Source organism: uncultured Clostridium sp. (genome assembly GCF_900547735.1).
GTDB lineage: Bacteria > Bacillota > Clostridia > Lachnospirales > Lachnospiraceae > Otoolea.
The window spans coordinates 162,820-180,788 of sequence record NZ_URHZ01000001.1 but is presented as its reverse complement, the minus strand read 5'-3'; the positions used below and the strand labels follow the sequence as shown (position 1 = coordinate 180,788).

General features: G+C 51.0%; 15 protein-coding genes. 5 read left to right on the top strand and 10 right to left on the bottom strand.

Going from position 1 to position 17,969, the window contains the following annotated elements; genetic code table 11:
- Window positions 1–201: 201 nt before the first annotated feature.
- Window positions 202–1,089, bottom strand: coding sequence for an AraC family transcriptional regulator (locus tag QZT18_RS00795; RefSeq protein ID WP_294143572.1), 888 nt, complete (start codon window positions 1,087–1,089; stop codon window positions 202–204).
- 279 nt (window positions 1,090–1,368) lie between these two features.
- Between QZT18_RS00795 and QZT18_RS00790 the strand changes: the two genes are divergently transcribed.
- Both QZT18_RS00790 and QZT18_RS00785 read left to right on the top strand, forming a co-directional pair.
- Window positions 1,369–2,652, top strand: a complete 1,284-nt coding sequence (locus tag QZT18_RS00790; protein ID WP_294143571.1) for an SLC13 family permease — start codon at window positions 1,369–1,371, stop codon at window positions 2,650–2,652.
- 106 nt (window positions 2,653–2,758) lie between these two features.
- Window positions 2,759–4,174 carry a subtype B tannase gene (locus tag QZT18_RS00785; protein WP_294143570.1) on the top strand — a complete coding sequence of 472 codons (1,416 nt, stop codon included), beginning with the start codon at window positions 2,759–2,761 and terminating at the stop codon, window positions 4,172–4,174.
- A gap of 278 nt (window positions 4,175–4,452) precedes the next feature.
- Here the strand turns inward: QZT18_RS00785 and QZT18_RS00780 are convergent, their stop codons facing one another.
- Genes QZT18_RS00780 through QZT18_RS00765 form a run of 4 tightly spaced genes read right to left on the bottom strand, consistent with a single transcriptional unit; the run spans window position 4,453 to window position 9,010 of the window.
- Window positions 4,453–5,523, bottom strand: a complete 1,071-nt coding sequence (locus QZT18_RS00780; protein WP_294143569.1) for a sugar ABC transporter substrate-binding protein — start codon at window positions 5,521–5,523, stop codon at window positions 4,453–4,455.
- Window positions 5,524–5,567: 44 nt separating this feature from the next.
- Window positions 5,568–6,578, bottom strand: coding sequence for an ABC transporter permease (locus QZT18_RS00775; RefSeq protein ID WP_294143568.1), 1,011 nt, complete (start codon window positions 6,576–6,578; stop codon window positions 5,568–5,570).
- Window positions 6,575–8,083 carry a sugar ABC transporter ATP-binding protein gene (locus QZT18_RS00770; protein WP_294143567.1) on the bottom strand — a complete coding sequence of 503 codons (1,509 nt, stop codon included), beginning with the start codon at window positions 8,081–8,083 and terminating at the stop codon, window positions 6,575–6,577. The genes QZT18_RS00775 and QZT18_RS00770 overlap by 4 nt, the downstream gene beginning before the upstream one ends.
- 24 nt (window positions 8,084–8,107) lie before the next feature.
- A complete protein-coding gene (locus QZT18_RS00765; RefSeq protein WP_294143566.1) occupies window positions 8,108–9,010 on the bottom strand; it encodes an amidohydrolase family protein in 903 nt (300 codons plus the stop codon).
- Window positions 9,011–9,362: 352 nt separating this feature from the next.
- On the opposite strand from QZT18_RS00765, the gene QZT18_RS00760 reads away from it, so the two are divergent.
- Window positions 9,363–10,412, top strand: a complete 1,050-nt coding sequence (locus QZT18_RS00760; RefSeq protein WP_294143565.1) for a LacI family DNA-binding transcriptional regulator — start codon at window positions 9,363–9,365, stop codon at window positions 10,410–10,412.
- A 187-nt stretch (window positions 10,413–10,599) separates the two neighbouring features.
- On the opposite strand, the gene QZT18_RS00755 is transcribed toward QZT18_RS00760, so the two are convergent.
- Entirely contained in the window at window positions 10,600–11,076 is a 477-nt protein-coding gene (locus QZT18_RS00755; RefSeq protein ID WP_294143564.1) for a hypothetical protein, read from the bottom strand.
- A 174-nt stretch (window positions 11,077–11,250) separates the two neighbouring features.
- Here QZT18_RS00755 and QZT18_RS00750 point away from each other — a divergent pair, with 174 nt between their 5' ends.
- Window positions 11,251–11,946: a response regulator transcription factor gene (locus tag QZT18_RS00750; protein WP_294143563.1), complete on the top strand. Its 696-nt coding sequence runs from the start codon at window positions 11,251–11,253 to the stop codon at window positions 11,944–11,946.
- A gap of 2 nt (window positions 11,947–11,948) precedes the next feature.
- Window positions 11,949–13,439, top strand: a complete 1,491-nt coding sequence (locus tag QZT18_RS00745; protein ID WP_294143562.1) for a HAMP domain-containing sensor histidine kinase — start codon at window positions 11,949–11,951, stop codon at window positions 13,437–13,439.
- Here QZT18_RS00745 and QZT18_RS00740 read toward each other — a convergent pair.
- The 4 genes from QZT18_RS00740 to QZT18_RS00725 form a co-directional block, all read right to left on the bottom strand.
- Complete coding sequence (locus tag QZT18_RS00740) at window positions 13,429–13,848, bottom strand: DUF3021 family protein (RefSeq protein ID WP_294143561.1); 420 nt, start codon at window positions 13,846–13,848, stop codon at window positions 13,429–13,431. The two genes, QZT18_RS00745 and QZT18_RS00740, sit on opposite strands and share 11 nt — an antisense overlap.
- A gap of 10 nt (window positions 13,849–13,858) precedes the next feature.
- Window positions 13,859–14,296 (bottom strand): LytTR family DNA-binding domain-containing protein, encoded by a 438-nt coding sequence (locus tag QZT18_RS00735; protein ID WP_294143560.1) that lies wholly within the window; start codon window positions 14,294–14,296, stop codon window positions 13,859–13,861.
- Window positions 14,297–14,473: 177 nt separating this feature from the next.
- Complete coding sequence (locus QZT18_RS00730; RefSeq protein ID WP_294143559.1) at window positions 14,474–15,877, bottom strand: PLP-dependent aminotransferase family protein; 1,404 nt, start codon at window positions 15,875–15,877, stop codon at window positions 14,474–14,476.
- 54 nt (window positions 15,878–15,931) lie between these two features.
- Window positions 15,932–17,932: a L,D-transpeptidase family protein gene (locus QZT18_RS00725; RefSeq protein ID WP_294143558.1), complete on the bottom strand. Its 2,001-nt coding sequence runs from the start codon at window positions 17,930–17,932 to the stop codon at window positions 15,932–15,934.
- Window positions 17,933–17,969 lie beyond the last annotated feature (37 nt).

The window sequence follows — 17,969 nt, the reverse complement described above, 5'->3', positions numbered from 1 at the left end:
TGCACTAAGCTCGAAGAGACCTCGCTAAGTGCTCAATGTGTCATCAAGCACCGGCAGATTCCAAGGTCCCCTTCGGAAAGTTTTCTCCTTCCTTCCCCCTCACCATACCTTACAAACCGGGACTGAAGACTCATCCACCCCCTCCCACTCCCCCGTCCGCCATCTTACAGCGGCGTCCTCGCATCTCAACTAACTCCCCCCTTAAAAGACCGAACTATTATGTATACTTCTCTGCTCCGCCTTTATTTTCGTCCGGAAATCCGTAGGCGTATACCCGATATGCTGGCTGAACAGCTTGGTAAAATGCGCCTGGTTCTGGTATCCGACCGCGCTTGTGATCTCCGCAATACTCATATCCGTTCTCTGAAGCATGATCACCGCCTGCGTAATTCTGTAGTAAATGACGTAATTGATCGGAGAAATTCCGCACACCTGTTTAAACAGGCGGCTCAGGTGCACAGGGCTGATGCCGAACCGGTGGGAAAGCTGGTTCAGGTTCAGATTTTCCGAATAATGCTCCGAAATATAGGCCAGCACATCCTGGATTGCAAACTTGGAATGGACTACCGGCTCGATTCTCATTGTCTGAGCCTGGCGGCGGATCCATATCAGCATTCCATAGAGCACCGACTGAAAGACTTCGTCGGCACAATTCCCATTTGATTTAAGCTGGGCAGCCAGCACCCGGCAGCTCGATTCCAGAAAACAGTTCTCATTTTCCATCGGTATCACGGAACAGTCCAGATTCCGAAAAAAGGAAGCCAGTTCATTATCCGTATCCTCCGTCCGTATCCCAATACTGTAATAGTTCAGGGCATCATGTTCTGAACTGGAATAGTAATGAAGGATATGGGGCGGAACGATGCAGACATATCCCTTTGTCAAAGGAATTTTCTTATTTCCAATATTTAAAAAGCCATGCCCCGCCGTGATGACAACAAGTTCGGCCGCACTTTTGTGAAGGTGCCAGAAAAAATACCAGTTTGGCAGGTAATCTAAAAAACTGAAATGGTACGCCTTGATAAACGGTCCCGGCAGGCGGTTGCTGCCGGATGCCTGGGGTTCCTCCTGAAAGTCTATACTCCACATAAACTGCTCCTATCTTTTCACTCTCGGACATGGGGATCGTCTTAATTATAAACCGCCCCCTCCGGCCTGACAAGGGCGGAATGACAAGAATGGAATGTGTGATGGTAAGATCACGACAAATCCAATCGAAGTAAAGCGTTTTTTAAGTAAATACAGGATAAGATAAGAATCAACATGATAAGATCGGGAATGGGAATCAAATGCAGTCTGTGGTATATTTTTCTTAGTCTTTCGAAAGCGTTTTTTACAAGAATTTCGTTCAAAAAGAGGAGGAAAGCCATGACGTTTCATATTGTATTGGTTCTTATTGCATTTATTTTTATCTGCGTTACGCTGAGTTGGAAGAAAATCCCCACGGAACTCGGATGCATCGGTGCGATTACTGTTTTGTGGGTTTCGGGTGTTTTAAATACCCAGGAGGCCTGGGGGAATTTTGTCGGAAATACCATCATCTCAATGCTCGGCATGCTGGTTCTGGGCGGTGCTCTTCAGAAGACGGGACTGCTGGGCAATATCTCCAACTTTCTAATCAGGGTGAAGGGCGGGGACCGGGTGATGGTAGCGGCGGCGATTCTGTTTCCGTTTATCATGTGCCAGTTCATGGCCGCAACACCGGCTCTCGTTATTTGTCTCCCGCTGCTGGCGGAGCTGGCCGCCGTCTCCCGCGTTCCGAAGTCCAGGCTGATTTTGCCGGCTGCCCTCGGCGCACAGCTTGGAATCGGATTCTTTCCCATTGGAATGAGCACTGTCCTGTTTCTGCAGAAAAATGAGTTTTTAGCCAATCTGGGCAGCACGGAGTCCATGAAAATCTACGATATCTGCGCCTCACGTATTCCCGGCGCCCTGGCGGCCATTGTTTTTGTCATTTTAATCGGCTACAAACTGCTGCCGAAATCGAATCCCGGCGACACCCCCTGCACCGCGCCGGATATGCGGTCCAAACTGGTATCCACGCTTCCGAGATGGAAGGAAAATGCGGTCTATGTTATTTTTGTCCTCTCCATGACGGCTCTCTTCTTCAGCAGCCGCCTGGGACTTTCCGCCGGCCAAATCTCCGTGACCGCCGCCCTTCTTGTCGTCATCCTGGGCGTAATGGACGGAAAAGCCGTAACGGACAGCCTGGTGCACAGCCCGGTGATTATGGTCGGCTGCATGCTCTCCATGGCAACGGCCCTGACCAACAGCGGAGCTGCCGATATACTTGCCGTCCAGATCGGCAGATTCATCGGCAATACCGAAAGCGCCACGGTGGTAGTCGCAGTTTGCTTCCTGTTCTGCGTAATTATGACGCAGTTCATGGAAAACGGCGGCCTCGTCAATATCCTGACCCCCCTGGCGATTCTGGCCTGCATGAACTGCGGAGTCAGCGCTCTTCCCGTCATCTGCGCTCTGGAATTATCCTCCATCACGGCAATTATGACGCCAATGGCATCCGGGACCGCCGCAGTGGCCTTCGGAGCCGGAAAATATTCAATCCGGGAGGCCGTTCTGTTCGGAGCGCCGGTTATCCTGGTGGAAATGATTGTATCCATTATCTGGATGCCCATTTACTTCGGTGTATAACATCTCCGGAGAAACACTTCGTATTTTATTGATGAGATTTATAATTGTTGATGAAATTCACATTTGATGATGAAATTCATATTAATCAGAGAAAGGAAGACAGACTATGTCAGATACATTAGAGTTTAATTCGGCTCACTATCAGGTAAAAACACTGGAACTTAAAGGTTCCTCCATCACTTACCGCTCATTCTGCGATCTGCTTTATGTGGAAAATCCCGTCTATCCGGAGTTCCAGAAAATGAATCTGTTTGTTCCAGAGGGTTACTACCACGGTGAAACAATCAACGGATTTTCCGCCGAAACGGCTCCCATCTTTTTTCCCAACGCTGTGGGCGCTTATGCAGCCGGCCGTGCAGACCAGCCCGGATTCAATTTCCGTCTCTGGGCCAGGGATCAGGTAAATTCCCTGTTCGTGGCACTCCAAAAGGGATTTGTCGTTGCAGCTCCCGCCTCAAGAGGACGCAGCCTTCAGGACCGGCAGGGACATTTCGTCGGCTGCGCTCCGGCCGCCATCGTCGATCTCAAGGCGGCCGTGCGCTATCTACGCCATAACCGCGGCCGTTTCCCCGGTGATACCGAACGGATTATCAGCAACGGAACCAGTGCGGGAGGGGCTCTGTCGGCACTTTTAGGCACAACGGGAAACTGCCCCGATTACGAGCCTTATCTGGAAAAGCTGGGTGCGGCAAATGAAAGGGATGATATCTTTGCCGCTTCCTGCTTCTGCCCGATCATGAATCTGGAGCACGCCGACATGGCCTATGAATGGCTGCTGGAAGGACTGGACGAATTCCATTCCCTCCGCTTCCACACGGAAAACGGCAAAGTTATTCCGGAACCGTTCGAAGGCCTCCTGACCTCCGCCCAAAAGGACGCTTCCAGGGAGCTGCGGCAAATGTTTATTTCCTATCTAAACGGACTGGATTTAAAAGACGGTAATGGGACGCCGCTGAGGCTTGGCGCGGACGGCCTGGGCAGCTTCCGGGAGCACCTGTCGGACCTCATGAGAGAATCCGCCCAGACGGCCCTGGACCACGGCAGGGATCTGTCCGGCTGTCCGAACCTTCACATCGAAGAGGGAAAGGCCGTGACCTTTCATCTCGACGGCCATGTGAAAGCCGCCGGAAGGATGAAACCGGTTCCCGCTTTTGATGACTGGGAAAACACTTCAGCAGAAAACGAGCTGTTCGGAACGGCGGCAAGTCAGTTTCAGCATTTCACGAAATACGGTCTCACCCATGATACGGGCGGCGGCTCTCTGGCGCAGCCGGAACTGGTGCGGATGATGAATCCCATGGAGTACCTGGACGGTAAAACCTCCGACACAGCCGGGCATTGGCGAATCCGCCACGGCTCCCTGGACTGCCATACCTCCTGGGCCATACCGCTTATATTTGCTGAAAAGCTCAAACAGTATGGTAAAAATGTGGACTTCCAGTTTGCATGGGGAAAAGAGCACTGCGGTGATTATAATATGGAGCAGATGTTTGCATGGATGAAGGATGTGGCGCTTCAATAGAACCTTCCTTCGTAACAACGAAAAGTACGCTTCGCGAACTTTTCATTGCCACTCAACAACGAAAAGCACGCTTCGCGAACTTTTCATTGCCGCTCAATAAAAAGAAGGGATGCAAAGCCAGCATAAACCGGTTTTGCTCCCCTCCCTTTGATACGGACGCTCATCGGCTGTATTTAAACCGCTTACATGTAATTCATGCAAAACATCCGGCCAGGTCATACCAGGCCTGATTCTTTGTATTCGTCCATGAAATATTGAATCCGATGGCGAAAAAGCATTTACTTATCAATATCAAATTCCTTCGCATTATGCACGGTCAGCAGTTCGGGTTTGAATTCAAAGATGTCCTCCGGGCCGCTTCTCGTGTATTCGCCGTTTAATATCTGTTCCATAAATTCCACGCATTTGACCGCCATCTTTACGGAAGACATACCCGGGCTGGCGTAAAGTCTGCAGTCCTCTCCCGAATTCACCATCAGTTCCTTCTGCTCCTCGGTTGCGTCGTATCCGATTACGTAGACATCCGTCTTTCCGGCATCCTGAAGCGCATTGTATGCTGCCATCGTACACTCGGCCCAATAGCAGAAAAAGGCGTCGGCATCCGGGTAAGCCGTAATCATATCGGTTGCCCAGATATAACATCCGTCGGAAGTTCTGTCCGACGCACGGTTCATCACTACCTCCACGTCGGGATAATTCTCCGCTAGGTAATCCTTAAATCCGTTGATTCTCAGGCCGCTGGATGCGATGGACGGCTCGTCCTCAAACACGATAATCTGTGCGTCCTTCTTACCGTCCAGAGCCTCCATGCACTGTTCCGCCGCCATGACTCCGCCCTGATAATCGTCGTAGCACACCGATGCATCCGCCGTGCCGTCCGATGCCAGGCAGTCGAAGTCCACAATCGGGATTCCGGCTTCTCTGGCGATTGCCACCGCATCGTTGGCGCCGTCCGTGTCGATGGCCGTATAAATGATTCCATCCACTCCCTGTGTGACGAGGTTCTCAATAATCGTATATTCGGATGCCCAGTCCCCGGCCGGATCCATGATTACTGCTTTCCATCCCCTGGATTCAATCTCCGCCTGCGCGGTGTAGGCAAAAGATGACTCAAAGGACATTGCCATATTCCAGGGAACAATTGCAATCGTAAGCTCTTCACCCGCTGCTTTTTTATCCGCCTCCGTCTTTGGCTCCTCCGCCTTCGTATCTTCACCATCAGCCTCTTTGGCGGTATTTTCCTCCGTCTTTGCCGCCTCTTTCGTCTCTTCCTGTTTGCTGCCGCACCCGCCCAGCAGTGATGCCGCCATTGCCGCCGCCAGTAATACACCCGTCATCTTTCGTTTCATAATACACCTCTCCTTTGCTTTTTTAATTTATCTCCTTTTAAAAGTTACTTTTTCTTTGTCTCTTTACCTGATATCCGGTTAAACCACTGCGCATAGAACACGGCCAGCACCATCAGGCTGCCCCTCACCACATACTGCCAGTTGGAGCCGATAAACATCAGGTTCATTCCATTCGTAATCATTCCCATCATCAGAGCCCCCAGAAAGACGCCCAGAACCATCCCTTTGCCACCGTTGAGGGAGACACCCCCGATCGCACAGGCGGAAATGGCGATAGCCGCATAACCGCTCCCCGCATTCGGCGTGGCGGAACCTACCCGCGCTGTGGACAGCACTCCCGCGATGCAGGCCAGACCGGCGCTTATAACATAGGCGGAAAACCGGATCCGCTTCACGTTGATACCGGATATAAAAGCCGCCTGGTAGCTTCCGCCGATTGCATAAATCTTCTTGCCGTAAGTCGTCTTCCCCAGCACAACAGCCACCAGCACAAATACCGCAATCAGAATATAAATGGAAATGGAGATTCCGAAAAGTTTGCCGGAACTTAAATTTTTAAATGCCTTAGGCAGGGAAGTCACGGCCGTATTCTTACAGACAATATAAACAATACCCCTGATGGCGGTCTGCGTTCCCAGTGTCACGATAAAAGGGTCAATCTTTGTCCTGGACACAATCAGCCCGTTCACCGCACCGAAGATGCAGCAGATAACAACGGAAATCAGGACGGCGCAGAAAAGATTCGTCTTAATTCCGAAGAGTCCGTCCGTGACGAGCAGCGCGCAGCAGGTACCCCCAAGGGCGCTGACGGATTCGATGGACAGATCAAAAGTGCCGTTAATCAACGGAAACGCCAAAGCACATGCCAGAATCCCGTACACCACGATTTCCTTCAGGACATTGTTCGCATTGGCCAGCGTCAGGAAATTACCGCTGTAGCTCTGGACGACTGCGGAAAACACGATGATCAGGCAAAACAGTCCGGACAGCTCAAAGTATTTTGAGCGCTTTATCTTCTGCCACATACCGACTCCAGTTCCTTCTTTTGTCTTCATAATTCACCTCTCATAAAGATTCTTGAAGAATGCGAAATTGCCAGCTTCATTATCGCCTCCTCCGTCGCCTCTTCCCTCTTAAGCTCCCCGGACAGATATCCCTCGTGCATTACCAGGATCCGGTCGCTGATTCCCAGGAGTTCCGTCATCTCCGAGGACACCACGATAATCGACAGCCCATCCGTGGCCAGTTCATTGATAATTCTGTATATCTCGGCCTTTGCGCCGACGTCCACTCCCCTGGTCGGTTCATCCAGAAGCAGGATGGACGGGGATGAGGCCAGGCATTTGCCGAGCACCACCTTCTGCTGGTTGCCTCCGCTTAACATGCGGACCATCATTTCGCTTCCGGAAGAGCGGATTTTCAGTTTATCAATATACTCCCCGCTCAGCTCCTGCGATTTTTTCCGGCTCATTATTCCGAATGCGGAAATCTTCTTCAGTACACTGAGAATTAGATTCTGCAGGATTGACTGTTCCAGAATTAACCCCTGATCTTTTCTGTCCTCCGGCACCAGGGCAAATCCTCTTTTCAGCCCTTCCGCAGGCGAATGGTTCTTAATGGGAACTCCCTCAAGAATCAGCTCCCCCTCGCAGGCATCCACTCCGAAAATCGCCCTGAGAAGCTCGGTTCTCCCCGCTCCCACCAGACCGGCCACGCCCAGAATCTCTCCCTTCTTCAGTTCGAATGAGATATCCGTAATTCGGCCGTTGGTCAGATGTTTCACCTCCAGTACCGTGTCACCGGCCCGGTTGGTTTTATCGGGAAACTGTTGATCCGGCTGTCTTCCTATCATCATTCTGACAATGCCGTCCACCGTAGCCCCGCCGACGCTTAATGAACCCGACGGTTTCCCGTCACGCAGCACCTCCACCCGATCGCCGACGGCAAAGATATCTTCCATCCTGTGGGAAATCAAAATTACCGCAATTCCTTCCTCCCTGAGCTTTCTGATAATCTGATAGAGATTTTCCGTCTCCTCGGTGGTGAGGGCCGCCGTCGGTTCATCGAAGATGATAATTGACGCGTCGTAGGACAGGGCCTTTGCAATCTCAATTAACTGGCGCTGTGCAACACTGTACTGCCGCACCAGCGAATCCGGCGGAAAATGGATTCCGAGCCGGTCCATCAGCTCCTCGGCCTCTCTCTTCAGTCCCTTTCCATCCACAATTCCCGCATTCGCCTTATACCGTCCTACGAAAATATTTTCTGCCACGGTCATCTCCTCAATCTGTACCAGCTCCTGGTGCACCATGCTGATTCCCAGGCGGATGGCATCCAGGGGGCGTTCAATCTGTACTTTCCCGCCGTCAATGAAGATTTCTCCCGAGGTCGGTTTCTCGACACCCGCCAGGATTTTCATTAATGTCGATTTACCGGCTCCGTTCTCACCGCAGAGGCACAGAACCTCTCCCTTTCCCAGTTCCAGATTCACATCCGTCAGGGCCTCAATGCCGCCGTAGCTTTTGTAAATATGTCTCATTTCCAGAATGTTTTCACTCATATAAAACTCCCTCAGATTGCCGGTTTAAACCTGAATCCTGTGCAGCCTTGCCGCATTCCGATACATAATCCCGTCAATTTCCTCCCCGGTGAACAGCGGCCATCCGCTGGCCTTACATATGGCATTTATCTTCTTTGTCACGTATTCCGCCCACCGCGTCACGTCGTCATAGGGATCCGCCCCAAAACAGTCGAAATTGCAGGCCACAAAGTCGGTGGCAAACATCACCTGGCCGATCACGCCGTATTCTTTCGCCAGAACCAGGTTCCAGACCGTCGAAACTTCCCGGTCGTAGCACATGGCCAGATCCGTATACAGATTCTCATCCGTAGCCATCTGCGTAAAGAGCTGTTCCGCCCAGGGGTATCCCAGATGCTCCACATTGATTCTCAGGTTCGGAAAATCCAGGACTATCTCATTCAGGTCGTAGAGCGAGGTGTACTCGGCCGGCGCCAGAATTGCCTTTCCGATCTGCGCAGAGTGGTGGAACTGGACCACAATTCCCTGTTCATCCGCAAATTCGTAGAAAGGATAGGCCGCGTTTACATTAGAATGGTAATGGCTGAACGGAGGAGCCATCAAAACGCCCCTGCATCCGTTTTCCAGAACGGCCCGTTTCAGGTATTCGAAGTCTTTCTTATTGAACCGTCCTCCCTTGTCCACCGCCTCTACGCTGCAAAACGGGATAAAAAAATCGGGATATTTGTGATAACATTCCATCACATACTCTTCACCAAATGAAGTGTCGAAGATCCTCCGCATCGCCTGTCCCATTGCGACCGCTTTTTCTACTCCCGCCCGCCTGTAGCTCTCCACCAGGAAATCCACATCCGTCGTTTTTTCCGGAAACGACATCCCGTATTTCCCGTATGTCTCTGCCGAAAAACCGCTGCTCTCTGCCAAATGCATATGCGCGTCAATAATCATATTAAGCCTCCTGCTCTCTTCGCTTTTACCTGCCGTGTATCGGTTCATTCCGTCTTAAACCTTTACCCTGCCGTACTGTATTACCTGTATCCGTTGATACAATACTAGCATTGGTGCAACTTTTATCACAAGAACTTTTTCACCGCCATATCTCACAAATTTATCGGTTAATTTTTGGTCAATATCCACAATTTCCTGATTTATCCATTTTATTTTTCTTAATTTTATATCAAAATATGTTTTTACATCCTATTATTATTTTACAGACCGACAAAATCAGATTGACATTCCATTCAAAAATTGATAAATTCATTTATATGATAAACTTTTATCTAAATCAGGAGGCAACGGTATGAAAAACGCAAACGTAACACTGCAGGTGATAGCCGACAAGGCGCATGTTTCCAAGGCCCTCGTATCAAGAGTTCTCAACAACAGGCCCGTCAGAGTGTCCGAACAGAAAAGAGCGCAGATTTTGAAAATCGCGAATGAACTGGATTATATCCCTTCCGGGCAGATTCTTACCGGTGTATCCTCGCCGCGGCTCAACAAGACGATTGCCCTCATACAGCCGAACCTGAACTTCCAGTTCCTCGCCCAGATTACGGAGGGTGTCATTGAACACGCCTATGACAACGGATATTCCGTCATTGTGTTTGACAGCAAAGAGGACAGCGCCCTGGAATTAAAATACCTGGAACTCTGCCATACGCTGGGTGTGAACGGCATTATCCTGAACTCCTTCGCCAACAGCAATAACAGGAATTACATCGAAAAACTGCACGAATGGGAACTGCCCGTGGTCTTTATCGACTGCTACCCCAATGATAAACGTTTTTCCATTGTCTCCTCGCAGAACCGGGATTATATGTACCTCCTGACCGAGAGCCTGATCGCCAGAGGCCACCAGAATATATTAAGTATCATCCAGGACAAATCCACCCTGACCAATGTATCCCTGGAACGCTTGAACGGATATTATGCCGCAATGAACAAACACGGACTTCCCGGATACAATGAGATAATTTATCCGGACCGCGATTACAGGCAGCAGCCGATCTTCTCGCTCTTAAATTCCTCGCAGAAGTTCAGTGCATTTATCATCAATACGGCGTGGGATGTCCCTAATTTTATCAACCTGATTCATGAGACTAAGTATCTGGAGCATAATGATTTTGAGATTGGGGTGTTTGACGATTTTATGATACCGTTCACCGAGTACAGCGCCGGTTTCAACAAGAATATTTATGATAAGATCGTGAGCGTTGTCACGCAGCGCCCGAAAGAAATTGCCGTCCAGTCCGTGGACATCCTGATTGAAAGTATAAAAAAGGGGGAAGCATTCTCCCCTGTGCAGAAATTTACGGACTGCGACCTTGTTCTGATCAAACAGCCGGAATAAATTCCGGAATGTCCCAAAGCCTCCCGGCAATTCTGCCGTGGCTCCGGGACATCCGAAGGTGGAGTGAAAAGACTGAGACTGTCTTTTCACTCCTTTTTATGAAGGTAAATTGTTTAGGTAAAGAGTTTACGAAGTGTAATTTTATATCCGTACAAACGTTTTTTGAGCGGCTCTGATACGTTCACACCTATTTTATAAGCTGCTCAATCTGATCCCATATTTCATTCATCTGTCTGGCGCTGTCGAGGGCGTCTTTCTTCTGTTCCAGGGCCTGGTTCAGTTTTGAGATGGCATCATCATATTTTTTGTCCTTTGCATCCTGGCGGTTCTTTGCCTTCAGGACTTTTACCTGGCTGTCGGCTTCCACATAGGAAACGCGTGCATCCTCCAGATTATCCTTCAGCGCATTCACCTGTTTCCACAGCTCCTTGTTTTCTTTCAGTTTCCCGGCCTCTTTCTGAGCCTTTTTTGCGGCCTTGCACGCATCGGAAACTGCCTTATTCTCCGCCTTAAGACTCTTGATTTCTTTGCCCGTGTTCTCCATCTCCCGGCGAATCTGCGCCGATTCATTTTTATACTCTGACTTTGTCCCTGCCGCAAATACCGGAAAATTCATAATGCAGACAAGCGCTGCCGTGCATAATATTAACGGTGTTTTTTTCATGGTTCTTTCTCCTTTCGATGTCCGGCTTGTGATGATGTTTCTTTGACATCCCAATCATACCATTTTCCACCCCGGCCATAAAAGGCCGAAACTGTGGCAAAATTGTGGCAGACGTTTACGAATTCCTGTCGGAATGGTAATATACATCTAAAGAAAAAAATTTCGGAGGCAGCTATGGCAAAACGCATCTATGTGGCAGATGATGAATTTCATATACGCACTTTAATACAGACCTTTCTGGCTAATGAAGGATATGAGGTGGAGACATTTTCGGACGGCGACAGTCTGTTTGCCGCTTTTACCGAATCATGCCCCGATTTGATTATTCTCGATATCATGATGCCCGGCACGGACGGTCTTACTCTCTGCGCTGCAATACGGAAAATAAGCCAGGTTCCCATCATCATCGTGTCCGCCAAGGACAGCCCTCTCGACCGCGTCACCGGAATTACGCTGGGCAGCGATGATTATATGGTCAAACCGTTTCTTCCCCTGGAGCTGGTCACCCGGGTCAGGGCCTTATTCCGGCGCGCCGGGTACGGACAGCCTGAGCCCGAAACAGCACTGGTGTATGGAGGCCTCAGGCTGGAACGCGGCTCCCGCTCCATTACGGCCGGAAATCAGCCTTTTTCCGTGACTCCGATGGAATTTGATTTCCTGACCTATATGATGGAGCACAAAAACCAGGCCGTATCCAAGCAGGAACTTCTGAAAGAGGTATGGAAACTGCCCGATTATACGCTTGAAACAAGAGTTGCGGACGATCTTGTAAAGCGTCTGCGGCGCAAACTGAAAGATGCAGACTGCGGAGTTTCCGTTGAAACGGTGTGGGGTTTCGGCTTCCGCCTGAACTGTGAAAGTGAGGAATGAAGATGATTTCCCGTATCCGTATGCGTATTTTTATCCCCGTGCTTGTTGTGATTGTAATCTTTCCCCTTCTGTCCTGGGGGATCTTCTCGTCCACCTCCGGCTGGTATATGAACCGTCTGTCCAGGAAGAGCCTGTCGTTTCTGATGAATTCCATCGTTTCTACGGCGGAGACGCTGTATTCCGGCAGCGATGACAGGGACCGCGCCGATGAAAAAGACCTTTCGAAGGAACTTATGAGCCAGGTGAAATCATTTATCAGGAAGGATCGGCCGGAGGCACAGCTTCTGACAATGAATTCCCGGATGAAGCTCACCTACCCGAAGTCGGGCAATGAGCAGCCCGACACCCAGGCGCTTTATCAGGTATGCAGGGAAACTGTCTATAACGGCACTCTGAGCGGGGACGGCTCCGGGGTGGAAGAGGTCTCGGTCGGAGGCACGCGTTACCTGCTCAGTATGTATGAGGCCGAAAGCAGCGGAAATGTCCGCAATAAATATATGTTCGGATATGTGGCGGTCCCCGACACCCGTGCCCTCATTTCCTACACCGGCACTCTGCTGCTTCTCATCGCGGGCATTCTGTGTCTGCTCTCCCTGGTTGCCGTCTGGATTATCGCGGGCGGAATTTCAAAACCGCTTCAGGCGCTCTGCCGCCATACGCATGCCATTGGCAAGGGAAACTTCTCCCCCATTGACGAACGGTCCTCCATTCGGGAAATTGAGGAACTCAGATGTTCTTTTAACAGGATGTCTGAGGATTTGGAGAGAATGAACCGTCAGCAGAATGTATTTTTTCAGAATGCGTCCCATGAGCTGCGCACACCGCTTATGTCCATCTGCGGCTATGCCCAGGGGATCCAGTGCAACGTATTTCCTGACCACAATGAAGCAGCCGGTGTCATCCTCACGGAATCGATGCGCATGAAAGAACTTGTGGACGGTATCCTCACCATTTCGAAAATGGACAGCCGCTGCCTGGCGCTGGAAAAAACATGCATGGATTTGAATGATTTTATGGAAAATGAAATGACGGCGCTCCGGGGCATGGAACTCATGGAACATATCCGTCTTGAGGCCGTTCCCCTGCGCGGGAAAATCACCGTATCCGCCGATCCCGCTCTGTTATCCAAAGCGTTTCGGAATGTCATCTCCAACTGTGTCAGGTATGCCTCCGAGAAGGTCACTTCGGAGATAAGCGTAAATGACGGCTGGGTCCATATTGTGATCACCGACGACGGGCAGGGATTTGATGAGAAAGATCTCCCCCATGTTTTTGAACGCTTTTACAAGGGACCCGGCGGAAATTTCGGCATCGGGCTGTCGATCGTCCGCACGGCCATGGAATATATGGGCGGCAGAGCCGAAGCCTGCAATGCAGAATCTCCGGCTCACGGAGCCAGGTTTGTACTTTCGCTGCCCCTGGACTGCGTGTATCCCGGGACGGCCTCCAAAAGCGCTTCTCCCGTCACGCCGGTCGACAGTTTTACCGAATAGGAGAACTCCCCCGCTCCGTCAGCATCCGGTTGATCTGCTCGGCGCTGCTCCTCGTTCTCCAGTAAAAATAGATGTGGACGGCGGCCATAATCAGGGCAAAAGCCAGGGTAAGGTTTAAAACTTCCCCCGTGGTAAACGGAATCCAGTCTCCATAATAGGCAAACAGGAGCAGCACCCCATACATCAGCGCGGCCTCGGCGGCCAGATACGCCTTCGTACTTCTGAAATTAATTCCGTCCAGAATTCCCTCTATCAGCTCCGCTACCAGAAGATAGAGGGACAGTTCCGCCACAAACACAATACTTAAAGAGCCTGAACCCGAGATTAGGGTCATGATGCCGGTGTAGAGAATCACAAGTGTAAAGGTAATGGCAAACGAGGGTATATAATTTTTTATGATCAGGTTCATATGGTTTCTCCTATCTTCTCAGCTTCTCTTTCAGGGTTTCAATGTAGTTTCTCGATATCACCAGTTGTTCCCCATTCTCCAGTTCCGCCTTCATTCTGTGGTTTACATAGGGCTGCACGTATTTCAGCTTTGCGGTGTTCATAATACAGTTTTTGCTGATGCGCACAAAGGAAGTGCGGTAAAGCTGTTCTTCCAGGGCGGACAGCGTCCGCCTAACCTCATAGGCATCATCCCTGGCATATAAAAATGTCCGGCCGTCCACAGAGTCCGCATAGTAGATTTCCTCAATCGGAATCCGGTAAATCCGGCCCTCTTTTTCTGCCTCCAGGGAAAAGAAAAACTGTCTGATGTAATCGGCCGCTTTTTTAATTCGTTCATCCGCATAGATGCAGTTGATGATGATCTCTTCCTCCAATCGGTTCATATCCTGGTTAATCGTCAGTTTCACGGTTTCCTGCCTTCCTTGATAAGCTGCATGTGACGGTAGATACCGCTTCCCGATGCACACTGGTTATCCTGTTACGGTATCATTATATTTTTTCCATCCGGCAAAAGCAACGGCTTTCCGGCAACCTGCCTCTGCAGCGGGATAAAATGCCCTCTGCCTTTTCCCGAATGTAATTTTTTATACGATGAATCCCGCCGCCGTCTCCTGCTGTCTGTCTATGAAATCCCGCAGCGCCTTCAGACCCAGGCGGAGTTCTTCATCCGACCGGGCCGAACAGGTGGCTACCCTGACCGCGTTGGCCCTCACTTGATTTCCCACTGAGAAACGCTCGGCTCCGAAGACACTCACGCCCTGATACTTAAGCTCCGTCTCACACTGTTTTCCGCTGCACTGTTTTGGAAGCTCCAGCCATTGGTAATACGACTCTTTCCGCAGGCCGCTTTCCGGGAAAAATGAGGCGTATATCCGGTTGCGCTCCACTGCGGCCGCCCGTTTCTTCTGTATGATTTTGTGCGCCATCCCGCTTCTGATTATCTCGGCGGCAATTTCCATATTTAAGGAGGAAATTTTCAGATTTTGGCTGAACATTCCCTGTTCCATCGCATTGATGTATTTCTCCGGCAGACACAGATAGGCAATCCGAAGTCCCGGACAGAGCGGTTTTGAGAGGCCGCTGACAAAAATGCAGTGCTCCGGCGCTTCCAGCGTCAGAGGCGAGTAAAGCGGCTCCATCAAAGCGGCATAATTGTCGTCCTCAATTGCGATTAAATCCCTGTTGCGTATAATCTCTGCTATTTCCTTTTTGCGGTGTGCGGAAAATGCATGGTTGGTGGGATTTCCCCCCGCCGGCATCATATAGATTCCCCTGACCTTCTGAAGCAGGCAGGCATTTTCCAGCTTATCGGGCCGCATTCCCCATTCGTCACTTTCAATCGGGACAAGCTGGAGGTAAAGAAGGTTTGCCAGGCTGATGAAATTAGGGTAGGTGTAAGTATCGACGGCAATGCGGTCCCCTGCCTCAAAGAGGGTCGACAGAACCGTTGCCAGGGCATTCTGGGCTCCTGCGGCAATCATCGTCTTATGTTCGTCCGCATCGAGGCCAAACCGTTTCAGCCACCCGGCCGCGGTTACAATCTGCCCCCGGTCGCCCAGCGGATGGGAATATTCAAATAGCTGCTCCGAAAACGGTTTTTTCAGTAGTTCAACCGTCAAATCACGGATGGCTGCATTTGACTCATAAAAGGGATGGATGAGCGCCAGCTCAATCCTGGGGCCGGTGCTCTTCTCCACCGTCGAAGTGGGCACGTTGGCGTAGGGGGCTACAAAGGTTCCCTTTCCGGTTATCGCATGAATCAGTCCCCGCATCTCACAAAGTTTATATGCTTTTGTGATTGTGCTGAGATTCAAGTCCAGGAAATCGGCCAGCTCCCTCTGGGGAGGCAGCTTCGTATTCGCGGTCAGAATTCCGCCCCTGATATCACGTTCCAGCATATCCGCAAGACAATAGTAGATGGGATAGGTCAGCTCCTCTTTATCCGGTTTCCATGACATCGGATATTCGTCGAAAGAATTGATTGGCATAATGTTCTCCTTTATTCTGCGGTACGGTTGGTTTCGGTTAGGCTGAAGCTCCGGTCATTGCGGGGCGGTTGACTGGCCGACAGGAGGGATGACCGGCTGTCCGCCCTCCCCGCCGACTGTGTTTCCCGGTCCTGCAGGGCCCTGACCGCCGTCCGGTGACTGGGCGGATTCGGACGGAATCACCGGAGATTGCACTGTGGGCTGATTCTTCCGGGATTCCGCCGTTCCCTGCAGACCCGCCTGCGGCTGTTCCATTCCCGGCTGACCGGCCTGCGGCTGTTCGGTTTCCGGCTGTCCCGCCTGAGGCTGTTCCGTTCCGGACGGATTTACCGGAGACTGCACTCCCGGCTGGTTCTCCCGGGATTCCGCCGTTCCGGGCTGGTTCCCCTGCTGTGGAACTTCCGGCCAATTGCTCTGCTGTCCCGCCGTCCCATTCTTGTTTTCCGGCTGTGCCGCTGTTCCTCCCTGCGCCGCGTTCCCAGTTCCGGAAGCCGGTGAGGATGAAGGCGCCTTTCCGGCCGGAACGGATGTGGTTTTTCCGTTTTCCGTTCCTTCCAGGTGGTAACACAGCACGGGAATTCCCGCATTTATATTTTCATAAATGGTTTTGGCCACGGCGGGAGGCAGGTTGATACAGCCGTGGGAACCATTCTTTTTATAGATCGTTCCTCCAAAACTGGTACGCCAGTATCCGTCATGCATCCCGATATTTCCGTTAAACGGCATCCAGTATGTAACGGGGGTATTGTAATTCTTTCCCCGGAGCACCGCATTGCGCTGTTTGTAGGTCAGCTCATAGGCGCCTGCCGGGGTGCTCCAGCCCTTTGATTCATTTCCGGAGACAAAGTCCGATTCGAGCAGAAGTTTTCCCCCTTTATAAAAATACAGATGCTGGGCGGTCAGGTTCATTTCCACGTAAGTATCCCCGTAATCCGGGCCGTCATGACTGGCCGCCGTCTGCCGGTAAACAGGTTCCCTCTCCCGGCTCTCTCCGCTCTCTATCACCTCAACCAGAGCCGCGGCCTCCTTCTCCTTGTCAATCATCCAGCCGTAATGCCCCTTTGTCAGTGTCACGGCCGGTCCGTAGGAAGTCTTTAACTCTTTTGTCCGGTAAGCCGTGTTGTACTTCTCCGCCAGCTCCTGCACATACGCCTCCGCTTCCTCCTTATTTACGGTAACCTCCCCGCCGCTGCCTTTTGCTAGCCAGTTGAGGGTGCGGCTTCCGTCAAGTACCTCCGTCCGGCTGCCGAAACGGTAGGTTACGGTCACATCCGTATAGGGTTTAAATGCCTCGTTTCTGCTTATCAGGCCGGGATCTTCCCCGGTAATTTCCGGCTCCTTATAAATGCCCGATTCATCCAGGGAAATCCGGCTTTTTAACCCTGAAACCGCATCGGCAATCTCCTCCAAAAGCCGCTCCCGGATCGGGGAATTCCCCATTTCTTCCGGAACAATCGAAAGTCCTTTCTCCGGCTCCCAGGCAAGGTATGCGCCGGCCGGTTCCGTAATCAGTTCCGGATTCATGCAATCAAGGGAATCTATTGCAACTGCCAGCTTTTCTCTGTCAAATACCACCGAAGACACGGGCAGATATTCCTTTTTTCCGCCAAAATACCGGAATCCCCACAATAACGGCTTCTGTTCTTTCAAAATTGCTTCCATCGTTCCGTCGAAAATTGGGGACAGACCGATTTCACTGCCGCAAATCCGTTCTTCGCTCCCGCCCCGTTCTTCCAGAACCAGTTCATAGCGGCCGACAGCCCCGTCTAACCGTTTTTTTACCTCATTCGCAGTCAGGCCGGAGGCAGGGATTCCTCCAATCATTGTATTGGGCAGAAACTTGTTTTTATAGTTCAGGCCGAACAGGCAATAGGCCGATATAAATGCCGCCGCGCTTCCGGCAAATATCATTTTAAATCCCGCGGGTAATCTGCCCGCATTTCTTCTCTTCTTTTTCTTACGGCGCTTCGGTAAGCCGCTCTTTGATCTTACCGTACAAATCCCGGTGTTTTCTTCTGTTACACGTTTACGGCTTCTTCTCATTCTTTCGTCCATCCTGCAGTCTGCTCCTTATTTCTCACTGCGTTTCAGC

Excerpts from the sequence above, each read along its gene's own strand:
- QZT18_RS00795 (WP_294143572.1), bottom strand. The coding sequence starts at position 1,089 with ATGTGGAGTATAGACTTTCAGGAGGAACCCCAGGCATCCGGCAGCAAC.
- QZT18_RS00790 (WP_294143571.1), top strand. The coding sequence starts at position 1,369 with ATGACGTTTCATATTGTATTGGTTCTTATTGCATTTATTTTTATCTGC.
- QZT18_RS00785 (WP_294143570.1), top strand. The coding sequence starts at position 2,759 with ATGTCAGATACATTAGAGTTTAATTCGGCTCACTATCAGGTAAAAACA.
- QZT18_RS00780 (WP_294143569.1), bottom strand. The coding sequence starts at position 5,523 with ATGAAACGAAAGATGACGGGTGTATTACTGGCGGCGGCAATGGCGGCA.
- QZT18_RS00775 (WP_294143568.1), bottom strand. The coding sequence starts at position 6,578 with ATGAAGACAAAAGAAGGAACTGGAGTCGGTATGTGGCAGAAGATAAAG.
- QZT18_RS00770 (WP_294143567.1), bottom strand. The coding sequence starts at position 8,083 with ATGAGTGAAAACATTCTGGAAATGAGACATATTTACAAAAGCTACGGC.
- QZT18_RS00765 (WP_294143566.1), bottom strand. The coding sequence starts at position 9,010 with ATGATTATTGACGCGCATATGCATTTGGCAGAGAGCAGCGGTTTTTCG.
- QZT18_RS00760 (WP_294143565.1), top strand. The coding sequence starts at position 9,363 with ATGAAAAACGCAAACGTAACACTGCAGGTGATAGCCGACAAGGCGCAT.
- QZT18_RS00755 (WP_294143564.1), bottom strand. The coding sequence starts at position 11,076 with ATGAAAAAAACACCGTTAATATTATGCACGGCAGCGCTTGTCTGCATT.
- QZT18_RS00750 (WP_294143563.1), top strand. The coding sequence starts at position 11,251 with ATGGCAAAACGCATCTATGTGGCAGATGATGAATTTCATATACGCACT.
- QZT18_RS00745 (WP_294143562.1), top strand. The coding sequence starts at position 11,949 with ATGATTTCCCGTATCCGTATGCGTATTTTTATCCCCGTGCTTGTTGTG.
- QZT18_RS00740 (WP_294143561.1), bottom strand. The coding sequence starts at position 13,848 with ATGAACCTGATCATAAAAAATTATATACCCTCGTTTGCCATTACCTTT.
- QZT18_RS00730 (WP_294143559.1), bottom strand. The coding sequence starts at position 15,877 with ATGCCAATCAATTCTTTCGACGAATATCCGATGTCATGGAAACCGGAT.
- QZT18_RS00725 (WP_294143558.1), bottom strand. The coding sequence starts at position 17,932 with ATGGACGAAAGAATGAGAAGAAGCCGTAAACGTGTAACAGAAGAAAAC.